The organism is Bradyrhizobium sp. 1 (assembly GCF_023073315.1).
Taxonomy (GTDB): domain Bacteria; phylum Pseudomonadota; class Alphaproteobacteria; order Rhizobiales; family Xanthobacteraceae; genus Bradyrhizobium.
Map to the genome: position 1 here is coordinate 70,569 of NZ_JADPJH010000039.1, position 12,795 is coordinate 83,363.

A 12,795-nucleotide genomic window follows, 5' to 3' on the forward strand; every position below is an offset into this window, starting at 1 on the left:
CTCAAATTTGGAAACAAATGCGCCTAGCGCGTTGCGTCCGCCAGCCAGCCGAACACCGAGAAAACCAAGGGCTTTCGCTCCAGATTGTAGGTTTCGGTGTCGCGCGCGGCGCGGACGATCTTTTCCCATACCTCAGCTAGGCGCGCAAGGCGCGGCAGGTTCTGGTTGGCGTTGGCCTCGTCCGCATGCAGGCGTTCCGCAATCCAGCGATCGATGCCGTCGATGAAGGCCGCGAGCGCGACGCGGTCGCTGGTCCCCAGCGATTCGCCGAGCGTGTGCAACTCGCGCGGATCGACTTGTGGCAGTCGCGCAAGCAGCGACGCCGTGCGCTGCTGGAGTTTCAACGCGTCCCCGCCGAGCAGCGTCAGGGCCCGCGCGACGCTGCCCTCGGAGGCCTCCGCCGCTTCGCGCAGGGCGAGGTCCGTCGGAGCCACGTCAGCCGCCGAAGCCGCGGCGCTGATCACCTCGTCCGTTCCGAGCGGCCGCAGGCGCAGCTTGCGGCAACGTGACTGAATTGTGGCGAGCACGCGGGCCGGCGCGTGGCTCACCAGCAGGAACAGCGATTGCTGCGGCGGCTCCTCCAGGATTTTCAGCAGCGCGTTGGCCGCGTTCGGATTGAGCTCGTCGACGGTATCAACGATACAGACACGCCAGCCTTCGGCCGCCGCGGTCGAGCCGAAGAAGCCGATCGTCTCGCGCGTCTCGTCCACGGTGATCACGGTGCGCATCACGCCGCGGTCGTTGGCGGTGCGCTCCAGCGTCAAAAGACCGCCATGCGAGCCAGCCGCGACCTGCCGCGCCACGGCGTCATCAGGATTGATCGCGAGATCTTCGGCGCTCTGCACGGCAGGTGCCAGTGGCTGGCCGTGCGCAAGCACGAAGCGCGCCATGCGATAGGCCAGCGTCGCCTTGCCGATGCCCTGCGGGCCGCCGATCAGCCAGGCATGCGGGATGCGGCCGCTGCGATAGGCCGTCAGCAGCGCCATCTCGGCCTCGCGATGGCCGAACAGTCTTGACGTCTCGCGCGGATGCGGAATCGCGCTCTCGCGCTCGGCCTGACGCGGGCTCATACCGACAGCACCGAGGCTGGCGTCGGAAGCAGACGCTCGCGCAGCGCCGTCCAGACGCGCCCCGCGACCGTGTCAGGATCGGAATTGGCGTCGATCAGCACGCAACGCGAAGGCTCGTCCGCCGCGATCTTGCGATAAGCCTCGCGCAGGCCCTCGTGGAAGCCGAGCTTTTCGCCCTCGAACCTGTCCGGCGTGGCGCTGCCGCGCCGCACGGCGGCGCGCTGCAGGCCGATCTCGACCGGCAGGTCCAGGATGATGGTGAGATCCGGCTTCAAATCGCCGATCGTGACCCGCTGCATCGCATTGATGAGACCGATTGGGACGCTGCCGAGGCTACCCTGATAGGCGTGCGTCGAGTCGGTAAAACGATCGCACAGCACCCAGGCGCCTCGATTGAGCGCGGGCTGGATCACGGTGCGGACATGGTCGTCGCGCGCGGCGGCAAACAGCAGCGTCTCGGCCTCAGGCCCGAGCAGCTTGCCCATGCCCGACAGAACCAGATAGCGCATGATCTCGGCACCCGGCGAGCCGCCGGGCTCGCGCGTGACGAGCGTGCGCATCCTCGCCGCTTTCAGGCGGTCGGCGAGCTTCTTGATCTGGGTCGACTTACCCGTCCCCTCACCGCCTTCAAAGGTGATGAAACGTCCGCGTCCGGACCGCCGCTGTCCCGCACTTTCACTCATGATCAGAGCTTCTCGGCGCCCGCGCGGAACATGCCGATCACGAGCTCGCTGGCGCCGTCGATCGCGCGCCGTACTGTCGAGCCGGTGCCGATCGCATCGGCCGCATAGACCGGTGTCTCCACCGCGATGTTGCCGCTGCGCCAGACCTTGACCACGCCGACCTTCTGGCCAGCCTCGACCGGGGCGCGCACCGGGCCGCTATAGACCACGCGCGCAATCAACTTGTCGCTGCCGTTCTTGTGCACCATCACCTTCACGGGATCTTTCGCGACGAGCTTCACCGAGCGGCTCTCGCCGCCGAACACTTTGGCGTAGCCGACCGGCTGGTCGGCCGCGATCAACGTGCGGGTCTCGAAATTGCGAAAGCCCCATTCCAGCATCTTCTTGGCTTCGGTGGCGCGGTCCTCGGGGTCTTCGAGCCCATTGATGACGACGATCAGCCGCGTGCCGTTCTGCACGGCAGAGCCCACCATGCCGTAGCCGCCTTCCTTGGTGAACCCGGTCTTCAGGCCGTCAGCGCCTTCCATTGAATTCAGCAACGGATTGCGGTTCGGCTGGCGGATCTTGTTCCAGGTGAATTCCTTCTCGCCGAACAGTTTGTAGAATTCGGGGAAGTCCAAGATGATGTGCCGGGCGAGGATGCCGAGCTCGCGCACGGTCATCTTGTTGCCGGGGTCGGGCAGGCCGTTGGAATTGCCGAAGGTGGACTTCGGCATGCCGAGCTCGCGGGCGCGCTTGGTCATGAAGTCGGCGGCGAAAATCCGCTCGTTGCCGGCCATGGCTTCAGCCAGCGCGATGCAGGCGTCGTTGCCGCTCGGAATGATGGCGCCGTGCAGGAGATCGTCGACCGAGACCTTGCTGTTGATGGCCGCGAACATGGTCGAGGTGCCCGACGGCGCTCCGCCCTTGCGCCAGGCGTTCTCGCTGATCCGGTATTCGTCGGTCAGCTTGATGTCGCCCTTCTTGATGGCGTTGAAGACGACTTCGGCCGTCATCAGCTTCATCATGCTGGAGGGCGCGCGTAGCTCATCGGCGTTCTTCTCGAACAGCACGCTGCCGCTGGACGCCTCGATCAAAATGGCGGTCGGCGCGTCGCCGTCAAAACCGGACTCTTCCGCCTTCTTGGCGCCCTGGACGCTCTGGTTGGCGGCGTAGAGCGCCCCGCCCCAGCCGATGCCCGCCACCAGGATTGCCGCGATCAGCCCGCGCGCCAGTGCGCCGGCGGTGAGCCGGGTGCGATGGAGCGGAAAAAGACGAAATGCCATGGCCAAGCCCTGAGAGCGGCGTTCTAACAGCAGGAACCGGCGCGAACAACAGAGGCTGGCAGCCGGAACCCGAGATTGCACGATTCTCGCCACGCCTCTATCGTGGCACCTGATATTTCTCGACCAAACCTCTGAAAAAAGGCGGAAAAGCGATGTCGTCCACCCGCGTGATCAAGGCCAACGGGATCGACCTGTTCATCCGCGAAGCCGGCCAGGGTCCACTGGTGGTGCTGTGCCATGGCTGGCCCGAACTGTCCTATTCCTGGCGCCACCAGATCGTGGCACTCGCCGACGCAGGCTTCCGCGTCGTCGCCCCCGACATGCGCGGCTATGGCCAGAGCGCGGCGCCGTCTGAGGTGAACGCCTATTCGATCTTCGACACGGTGGGTGACATCGTCGGCCTCGTGCAGGCGCTCGGCGAGACCAAGGCAATGGTGGTCGGCCACGATTGGGGCGCGCCGGTCGCATGGCATGCGGCCCTGTTCCGGCCCGACATCTTCACGGCGGTCGCGGGCCTGAGCGTACCGCCGCCGTTCCGCGGCCGCGGCAAGCCGCTCGAGCTGCTGCGCCAGGGCGGCGTGACCAATTTCTACTGGCAGTATTTCCAGACCCCTGGCGTCGCCGAAGCCGAGTTCGAGCATGACGTCGCCCGCACCATGCGCATCGTGCTCGGCGGCCGCGGGCTCGCCGATCCCAGCGCCGCAATGTTCGTGCAGGAGGGCAAGGGCTTTCTCGGCCACGGCAACCCGGAGGAGCCGCTGCCGGGCTGGCTGAGCGAGGCCGATCTCGCCACCTTCACCGAGACCTTCCGCAAGTCGGGCTTCCGCGGCGGGCTGAACTGGTATCGCAACCTCGACCGCAATTGGGAGCTGACGGCGCCCTGGCAGGATGCGCGGATCCACCAGCCCTCCCTCTTCATTGCCGGTTCGAAAGACGCCGTCATCACCGGCCTGATCGGCGCCAAGCGCGTCAACGAACTCGAGCGCGTGCTGCCCAATCTCAAGCGCAAGCTGATCATCGAGGGCGCCGGCCATTGGGTGCAGCAGGAGCGGCCCGACGAAGTCAACGCCGCGTTGCTCAAATTCCTGCGCGAGGCGGCCGTGCGCTAGGCCGGGTCCCTTCTCATGGCAATGTGCGCATCACCCGCCCGCCCAGTCTCGACGAATCCGTGCCGCAGGTAAAACCGGCGCGCGGCCACATTGCTCGCAAGTACCGTGAGCGTCAGCGCTGCGATACCCTGCTGCCGCGCGCTGGCTGCGAGAGCGTCGATAATCTTCGTCCCGGCGCCGCGACCGCAATCAGCCGGCAGCAGCGCGATGTCGACGATGTGCCAGCGCTCGCTTGCGCAATGAAGCAGCAGCCGGCCGATCGCGGTGCCGTTTCGTGTCACGATCAGCGATAGCGCGTCGGGAAATTGCGCGGCATATCCGGCCGTCTGGCTGCTGAACTGCTGCGCGATCACCTGGTCGAGGATCGGCCCGGACAGGCCCATGGCGGCGAATTGTCCGGTCCGCGTCCCCTCGAAGAGATGCCGGATGAACGGTGCGTCGATCGGGCCCGCGGCCCGAAGCCGCAGCGCAGGATCGTCCAGGACGATGTCTAGCGCCACGCCGTCAATCATGCCGTCGCGCACTCAAGCTGGTTCAGGAGAACGCCGGATAAATTCCCGCACAGGCGATGCACCAGACGATCGCCTGGGTAGGTTGCGTGTTGTCGTGTGGCTGGTTCTGCCCGGTCATCGCGACGGCGTTGGGCGCCAAGGTCAGGGTGCCGGGCGGCGCCGTGAAGCCGTTAAAGCCAGGATCGATCGCCACCGTGCTCCCCGCCGCTCCGGGACCTGCGGTAGCGCCTTGCGCGCTCTTGTTGCCGAGTTGCAGAACGTGCGTGTGCTTCGCCATGTTGTCGCTCACCAAGTTCACCTGAGGACTGCCGACGACCTCGCCGATGACGCGGTTCTGCAGTCCTGGACCTTGGCCCTGGCTGATCGCGATCGACCCGTTTAGGTTGGGCAAGGCGAAATTGGTCGTACCGTTGCCGCCGTAATAGGTGCCGATCAGTGAAAACAGAGACGTGTAGGCCTGAAGGGCGAGAAGCTGGCCGCCGCACGGCAACCAAACATTGTTGAAGCCGCCGACCGCCCAAGAAAACGGGAAGGCTTGGATTTCTCCGAGGTACGGGTCTGACATGGTGTGTTTTCCTCGTGACTGAATACGGACGCGCGCGCAGCCTAGCCGGATGAAGGGAAGATGCCTTCGTAGCAGATGCAGTAATTGGCAACGACGGTCGGCATCATGTTGTCGTGTCCGACGCTGTTGCCCGCCGTCACGACGCAGGGGGCCATGACAGCGTAAGTCCCGGCGTTCGCAGTCGGCGCATAGAGTTCACCTGATGACGCCGTGGCAAGATGGAGAGTCTGCCCGGGTGTTAAAGCCGTCCCCGTTGCGGTGGAGGACGTCAGCGCATGACTGTGGGCCGGCATTTCGGCCTCGACCAACGTGTGCTGCTCCTCACCCGCGGCCTGCCCCAACGCATAGTTCGGGAAGCTTGGACCCTGTCCCTGTCCGATCGCGACGCGGCCGCGAAGATCGGGAAGGTTGAAGGTGCTGGCACCGTCGCCGCCATAGGTCGTGCCGACCACGGTATAAAGCGTGTCGTACTGTGAGATCGGCAGCGATTGTCCTGCGCAGGCCAACCAACCGTTGGGAATACGTGGAAAGCCGAACAGTCGAATCTCGCCGATAAACGGATCTGACATCGCCTGTGATCCTTTGCCTTTGCGCTCTACCGCTTCAAATTGAAGGGTGCATGCGTGGAAGTTCGAAGCGTTGCTGCGGGGAATGTCGTTCGCGCAAGTCCCGTTGCGCAGCGGTCAGTTTCGCGACGGATATGTCCCCTGCGTCGCAATCAGATAGCTGATCACGAGATAGGGCTGCAGGTTGTTGTGCGCCTGACCACGGCCCTCATTCACCAGGTTGGTACCGATCGCCAAAGGCGTGTCGCCGCCGCCAGGCACTGCGAAAATCATCGTTGGACTGACCGGCGGCAGGGCGTTCGTTCCGAAGACATTGTTGGTGGGAGGGATGTTGCCACGTCCGGCCCCGGTGGTCGCGGACACTTGAATCACATGATTGTGGGATGGGAGCTGCTGCACATTCAGAGTGACCGAATTCGTTCCGCTGACCATGCCAACCGGGTATGAACCGCCGCCGCCACTCGAGCCAAGGATCGCGCGACCGCGCAGATCAGGAAGCGCAAACGTCGTCGTTCCGTTGCCGCCATAGTATGTACCGAGCAACGAGAACAGCGCGGAATTTTGCTGGATCCCCAGCAGCGCGCCGTTACACAGCGCCCAGCCTCTGGGAATCGCTGCGCCTGCAAAAGGCATGATCTGGCCGAGAACTGGCTGGTACGGCATGACCCCTCCCCAATAATTGAGCGACCCGTCGCGTCGTGATGCGATGAACGACGGAGCAACTAAATCAAAAAATGAACTTTGTACGATCCACTCGCCGAGATTGTTCAACAGGTCTCATTCACAGTCAAGCACCAGCGCAACCATAAATGCACATGGCCCCGCACCGGCACTTATTACTAAAGCACGCCCTTGTTGCCGCAATGCAACGGTTCGCGGGAAAGTAGTCTTCCAAGGGGCTTTCGGCAGCAAGGCTCTTGCCTTGTGTGACGCGCCCCGTCCAAATGCACGTAAGAATATAGACGAATAATTACACAATCAGGGATTTCAGGGCGAACGCTCTTCCGAGAGCTGCCGCCAAGGGGGGCCGGTGAGTCACGCAATTGCGGTGGCCGTGCCAGACATAATCAGGGAATTGGCGGTCCGGGTGCGCGATTGCGGAGCTATGCCTCAGCGGATACTGCGCGCTCTTTGGGGCGCAGCGCAAAGCATCTGCATCGCGGCCGTCTTGATGCTCGGCGCGATGGCCGCGGCGAACGCTGCTTGCGATCAAACAACGAATTCGACATCCGGCGTAACGGTCAACTTCACGTCGGTCGGGCAGACCTACCGCCTGTGCTTGACTGTCGGCACGGCCTCCGCCCCTGCCGATGACGCCGTCGTGTGGGGCCTTTTTTCCGTCCAGGGCACGGACACATTTTTCAATGCACCGATCGCCAATTCCAGCGGCACCAACGCGGGCAACCAACAGCTCACTGCCGCTGACTACAATCCGACGACGGCGAAGGCGACCTATACGTTTCATCCGGCAAACCCGAACGGAGCTGGTGTCAGCGCGAATGCCGGCCAGGCCGGGATCGACATTACGCTGAACAGCGCGACAGGTAACGGACAGGAGCAGATCACGCTCTATTACGCGCCCGGCTGCAGCGATTTCACCGCAAGCTGCCCCGGCAGCACGATCGCGAACGCCTCCTACGTGTTCACTATCAATCTGCCCAGCCCTACCGTGACGGCGATTTCGCCGACGTCCGGGCCGCTGGCCGGCGGCACTTCGGTGGTCATCACAGGCACTAATTTTACCGGGACGACTGGCGCCGGCGGCGTCAAGTTCGGCGCGACCAATGCGACCAGCTACACGGTCAATTCCAACACCCAGATCACCGCGACCGCACCGGCAGGATCCGCCGGCACCGTCGATATCACGGTCACGAACGGCTCGACCTCGCCGACCTCGGCGGCAGACCAGTACACCTATGTCGCTGCGCCAACGGTGACCTCGATTACACCGACATCAGGTCCAACCGGTGGCGGCACATCGGTGATCATCACCGGCACGAATTTCAGCACGACCACTGGCGCTGCCGGCGTGAAATTCGGCGCCACCAATGCCGCGAGCTACACGGTCAATTCGAACACTCAGATCACGGCCACCTCCCCCGCCGGCACCGGGACGGTCGACGTCACGGTGACGACCGCGGGCGGAACCTCGGCAACTTCGGCCGCCGACCAGTTTACCTATGTCGCCGCGCCGACTGTCACGTCGATCTCGCCGACCACGGGCCCGGGCGGTGGCGGCACCACAGTGACCATCACCGGCACGAACTTCACAGGCGCGACGGCCGTGACGTTCGGGGCAACGGCGGCGACGGGGTTCACCGTCAATTCCGCCACCCAGATCACGGCGACCTCGCCGGCCGGCACCGGCACCGTGGACCTCAGGGTCACGACCGCAGGCGGCACCTCGGCAACATCGGCGGCGGATCAGTTCACCTATCTCGCCGCCCCCACCGTCACCTCGATCTCACCGATCGCGGGGCCCACGGCCGGCGGCACCACGATTACGATCACCGGTACCAATTTCACCGGCGTCACCGCCGTGACGTTTGGTGCGACCGCCGCGGCCGGCTTCACATTCAATTCAGCGACATCGATCACGGCGACCTCGCCAGCCGGGGCCGGCGTTGTGGACGTCAGGGTCACCACGCCTGGCGGCACGTCCGCGACCTCGGCGGCGGACCAGTTCACCTATGTGGCCCCGCCGACCGTGACGTCGATCTCGCCGACAGCAGGCCCGCAGACCGGCGGCACCACCGTGATCATCACCGGCACGAACCTCTCCGGCGCGACCGCGGTCACCTTCGGCGCAACGGCAGCGACCGGATTCACTGTCAATTCGGCCACCCAGATCACCGCGACGTCGCCCGCAGGCACAGGCATGGTCGATATCACGGTGGCGACGGTAGGCGGAACGTCGGCCACATCGGCGGCGGACCAGTTCACCTATGTCCCGGCGCCGACCGTCACCTCGATCTCGCCGACATCGGGCCCAGGTGGCGGCGGCACCACCGTCACCATCACCGGCACAAATTTATCAGGCGCCACGGCCGTGACGTTCGGCGCAACGGCGGCGACCGGCTTCACCGTCACTTCGGCGACACAGATCACCGCAACATCCCCGGCAGGAACCGGCACCGTCGACATCAGGGTGACGACAACCGGCGGCACGTCTGCAACATCGGCGGCCGACCAGTTCACCTATATCCCCACCCCGAACATCACCTCGATCTCCCCCACCGCCGGCCCGCAGACAGGTGGCACGGTGGTGACGATCACAGGCACGAATTTCACCGGCGTCACGGCCGTATCATTCGGCGGGACGGCCGCGGCCGGCTTCACTTTCAATTCCGCAACCTCGATCACGGCGACCTCGCCGGCCGGGACCGGCGTCGTGGACGTCAGGGTCACCACGCCTGGCGGGACGTCCGCGACATCGGGAGCCGACCAGTTCACCTATTTCGGCACGCCGACGGTGACGTCGATTTCGCCGACGGGCGGCGTGCTCGCCGGCGGCACATCGGTGACGGTCACCGGCACCAATTTCGCCGGCGCAACGGCCGTGAAGTTCGGCGCGGTCAGCGCGACAGGTTTCACGGTCAACTCGGCGACGACGATCACCGCAACGTCCCCTCCCGGAACGGGCACCGTCGACATCAAGGTCACGACACCCGGCGGAACGACGGTCACCTCCGCTGCGGACCAGTTCACCTACGCTGCCACGCCGACAGTGACCTCGGTTGCGCCAAACGCGGGCCCTGCGACGGGCGGCTCGTCGGTCACCATCACCGGCACCGCGCTGACGGGTGCGACCGCGGTGAAGTTCGGCACCATCAATGCCACCAGCTTCACGGTCAATTCGGCCACATCGATCACCGCGGCCTCGCCGGCTGGCGCCGGCACGGTCGATGTGACCGTGACGACACCTGGTGGAACCTCTGCCACCTCGGCGTCGGACCAATTCTTGTACACGCCAGCACCAACCGTCACCTCGATTTCTCCGACCACCGGGCCCGCGGTTGGTGCCACGTCCGTAGCTATCACCGGCTCCGGCTTCACCGGCGCCACCGCGGTGAAATTCGGCGCCAACAATGCGACCAGCTTCTCGGTGAACTCGGCAACATCGATCACGGCGACCTCACCGGCGGGCGCCGGCACGGTCGACGTGACGGTGACGACGGTCGGCGGGACCTCGCCCGCCTCGGCCGCGGACAAATTCACTTATCTGTCCGTGACGACCACCACGGCGCTCACCTCGTCGAAGAACCCGAGCAGCTACGGCGAGGCCGTCACCTTCACGGCCACGGTGTTCAGCTCGGGCGGAATGCCGACGGGCTCGGTGACTTTCAATGACGGCAGCACGCCGATCGGCACGTCTGCGCTCTCGACCGGCGTCGCCACGTTTGCCACGACCGCGCTCGCCGTCGGCAATCACACGATCACCGCGAAGTACACCGGCAGTCCGGCCTTCAACGACTCGACCTCGCCAGCCCTCAACCAGTCGGTCGACATTCCCGCCGACAGCGCCAAGCTGCGCGCCCTTCAGCTCAACGTCACTAAGATCGTGGCGCAGAGCTCGGGACAGGCGATCTCCGGCGCGATCGACACCGCGATCTCCGAAGGCTTCAGCGGCGGGGGGCAATACATCACGCCGGGCGCGGGGGGCATGCGCGTCAACTTCGCTGCCGCGCCCGACGGCGATGAGGATGACAAGCCTCAGTCCACGTCCCAAGGTCAAGGTCCCGCTTCGCTGGGCTCAAATGCCTATACCGGCGACGGAGGCTCCGGCAGGACCGGCCGCGGCGGGCGTGGCGCCTCGCGGATCGACGATGCATTCGCTGCGATCGATCGGGCGTCTCCGACCAAGGCCCCGCCGGCGCGCTTCAAGGAGCAGAAGGATTGGCTGTTCTGGGTCGACGTGCGCGGCACCGGCCTCGACCGCTGGGGCTCGTCCGGCAGCATCGGCCAAGGCGCAACCCAGGCCACGCTCTATGGCCAGCAGATCAACGTGCTCTCGGGCCTGACCTACCGGGCGAGGCCCGATTTGCTGGTCGGCGTCGTCGGCGGCTACGAGAATTTCAGCTACACCCAAACCGACATCAACGGAAAGCTGAAGGGCGATGGCTGGACCGTCGGCGCCTATCTCGGCTGGAAAATCATCCCGACGCTACGCTACGACGCGGCGGTGACCTATTCCGGCATCGGCTATGACGGCACCGCCGGCACCGCCCAGGGCAACTTCAACGGCAATCGCTGGATGTTCGCGACCGGCTTCACCGGCAGCTACAGCTGGGCCAATTTCAATATCGAGCCGTCGGCCAAGGTGTACGCGCTGTGGGAGCGGGAAAACGCCTATGTCGACTCGCTCGGCACCCAGCAGGCGGCCCGGACCTTCTCGAGCGGCCGCGCGTCTGCCGGCAACAGGGTCTCCTATCCCGTGCCGTGGCTCGATGGCGTGCTGCTGATGCCCTATGCCGGCGTGTATGCCGACTACTACTTCACACAGGACGACGCAGCCGCGATCGTCGCCGCAGGCGGCATCCCGCTGGCCTCAACACCGCTGCTCCAGGGCTGGTCGGCGCGCGTCACAGGCGGCGTCGGTGCGAGGCTCGCAGGCGGCTCTACGGTCGGCTTCGGCGCCGAGCTCGGTGGCATTGGCGGCAACACGCAAATCTGGACGTTCACGGGACGCGCACGCATCCCGTTCTGACGCTCGAAGCCAATTACGAAGGCAGCGACACTGCGCCGCCGGCCGGACTTGCAGCTTATTCGTGATTAGTAGAGGCCGCGGCCGCTCAGGATGCCGCGGGCTTCGGCGGCGCCACTGTCAGAGACATAGGCGGCGGACGGCGCGCCCTGGCTCGCGTAGCGGCCATCCTCGTCATAAGACACTGCGCGCGCGTTCTGGAGCGCCCGGCCCCGGCTGCGGCTCGAGGCCGACATCTCCGAGGTCGCATTGAGCGAGGCCATGTCGGCGGAGGTGTTGCCGAGATTATAGGGCCGCCCATCCGGCACCGGAACCTCGCCACGGATGGCACTGCGATTCGACGACGGCAGCTCGGGAACGAAGGGCCTCGCCGAGGCAACCCGCACCATCGAGGGCGACGGCGCCGGAATCCCGGTCCGCAAGGTGGCCATCAGCTGGCGGTCGTCGGAGCCTTCGAGCGGCGCCCGGCCGACATATTCGACACGGACCTTGGCGACGCCATTGCCTTTGAATTCAAGGAGTTCGGCGGCCTTGTTCGAGACGTCGATGAGCCGGTTGCCGTGGTAGGGCCCGCGGTCATTGACGCGGACGACCAGCGACTTGCCGTTCGAGATGTTGGTGACCCGCGCGTAGGACGGCATCGGCAGGGTCGGATGCGCCGCCGTCAGCGAGCCCATGTCGAACACTTCGCCATTGGCGGTCAGGCGGCCGTGGAAATCATCGCCGTACCAAGACGCCATGCCCTCGGCGCGGTAATTGACGTCCTCCTCCGGCACGTAAGTCTTGCCGCCCACCACATAGGGCTTGCCGATGCGGTAGGTGCCGCCGCCCTTCGGAACCGGATCGCCAAGGGCCACGACCCGGGGGCTCGAGGAGACGCCGTATTTCGGATCGACGCGGCTCGCAAACTTGCTGGAGGATGCGCAATTGGCGAGCGCGAGGCAGGTTGCGACCGCCGCAACACCACGCGCGGCCCGCAAAACCGAATCTGACCGTCGGATCCCCATTCGCCCCAAATACCATCTCGCCGGAGGCGTACCCAACCCGCTTAGATTACGGGGAAGCGCTGTCCGGTCCTTCAATCCGAGGCGGCCCACCACCGCGTCGGAGCAGTAAGGATAACGCAACCGGAACACGGCGGAAATGGGGAGCCTGTGGCGATCCCGTGGAGATGGTAAACGGCGCGTTCGCTTCCCCCGTTGATCTACGGAGCGCGAGCACCTGCTCTGTGCCACTCCCGGACATTCTGTTGCGCCAAATCCTCACTCCACCCCCTTTGTCAGCCCGTTCACTGGAATTCTTTTGACTGTGCAAGGCCGCA

10 protein-coding genes are annotated in these 12,795 nt (G+C 65.2%); 2 read left to right on the forward strand and 8 right to left on the reverse strand.

The window, feature by feature from the left end:
- Positions 1-23 precede the first annotated feature (23 nt).
- From IVB29_RS37435 to IVB29_RS37445, 3 genes are read right to left on the reverse strand one after another with little or no spacing between them, the layout of a single operon-like run.
- Complete coding sequence (locus IVB29_RS37435) at positions 24-1,070, reverse strand: DNA polymerase III subunit delta' (RefSeq protein ID WP_247508447.1); 1,047 nt, start codon at positions 1,068-1,070, stop codon at positions 24-26.
- Entirely contained in the window at positions 1,067-1,753 is a 687-nt protein-coding gene (gene tmk / locus IVB29_RS37440) for a dTMP kinase (RefSeq protein ID WP_247508448.1), read from the reverse strand. The genes IVB29_RS37435 and tmk overlap by 4 nt, the downstream gene beginning before the upstream one ends.
- A 2-nt stretch (positions 1,754-1,755) precedes the next feature.
- Positions 1,756-3,018, reverse strand: coding sequence for a D-alanyl-D-alanine carboxypeptidase family protein (locus IVB29_RS37445; RefSeq protein WP_247508449.1), 1,263 nt, complete (start codon positions 3,016-3,018; stop codon positions 1,756-1,758).
- Positions 3,019-3,170: 152 nt separating this feature from the next.
- Here IVB29_RS37445 and IVB29_RS37450 point away from each other — a divergent pair, with 152 nt between their 5' ends.
- Positions 3,171-4,127, forward strand: coding sequence for an alpha/beta hydrolase (locus IVB29_RS37450; RefSeq protein ID WP_247508450.1), 957 nt, complete (start codon positions 3,171-3,173; stop codon positions 4,125-4,127).
- Here the strand turns inward: IVB29_RS37450 and IVB29_RS37455 are convergent.
- The 4 genes from IVB29_RS37455 to IVB29_RS37470 form a co-directional block, all read right to left on the reverse strand.
- Positions 4,124-4,651: a GNAT family N-acetyltransferase gene (locus IVB29_RS37455; protein WP_247508451.1), complete on the reverse strand. Its 528-nt coding sequence runs from the start codon at positions 4,649-4,651 to the stop codon at positions 4,124-4,126. The two genes, IVB29_RS37450 and IVB29_RS37455, sit on opposite strands and share 4 nt — an antisense overlap.
- Before the next feature lie 10 nt (positions 4,652-4,661).
- Positions 4,662-5,204 (reverse strand): tail fiber protein, encoded by a 543-nt coding sequence (locus IVB29_RS37460; RefSeq protein ID WP_247508452.1) that lies wholly within the window; start codon positions 5,202-5,204, stop codon positions 4,662-4,664.
- Positions 5,205-5,245: 41 nt separating this feature from the next.
- Positions 5,246-5,773, reverse strand: coding sequence for a tail fiber protein (locus IVB29_RS37465; RefSeq protein WP_247508453.1), 528 nt, complete (start codon positions 5,771-5,773; stop codon positions 5,246-5,248).
- Between the two features lie 114 nt (positions 5,774-5,887).
- The gene (locus tag IVB29_RS37470; RefSeq protein WP_247508611.1) at positions 5,888-6,433 is read right to left on the reverse strand and encodes a tail fiber protein; all 546 of its coding nucleotides are present in this window, start codon (positions 6,431-6,433) and stop codon (positions 5,888-5,890) included.
- Positions 6,434-7,091: 658 nt separating this feature from the next.
- Here IVB29_RS37470 and IVB29_RS37475 point away from each other — a divergent pair.
- The gene (locus IVB29_RS37475; RefSeq protein ID WP_247508454.1) at positions 7,092-11,477 is read left to right on the forward strand and encodes an IPT/TIG domain-containing protein; all 4,386 of its coding nucleotides are present in this window, start codon (positions 7,092-7,094) and stop codon (positions 11,475-11,477) included.
- 65 nt (positions 11,478-11,542) lie between these two features.
- Here the strand turns inward: IVB29_RS37475 and IVB29_RS37480 are convergent, their stop codons facing one another.
- A complete protein-coding gene (locus tag IVB29_RS37480) occupies positions 11,543-12,481 on the reverse strand; it encodes a septal ring lytic transglycosylase RlpA family protein (protein ID WP_247508455.1) in 939 nt (312 codons plus the stop codon).
- Positions 12,482-12,795: the final 314 nt, after the last annotated feature.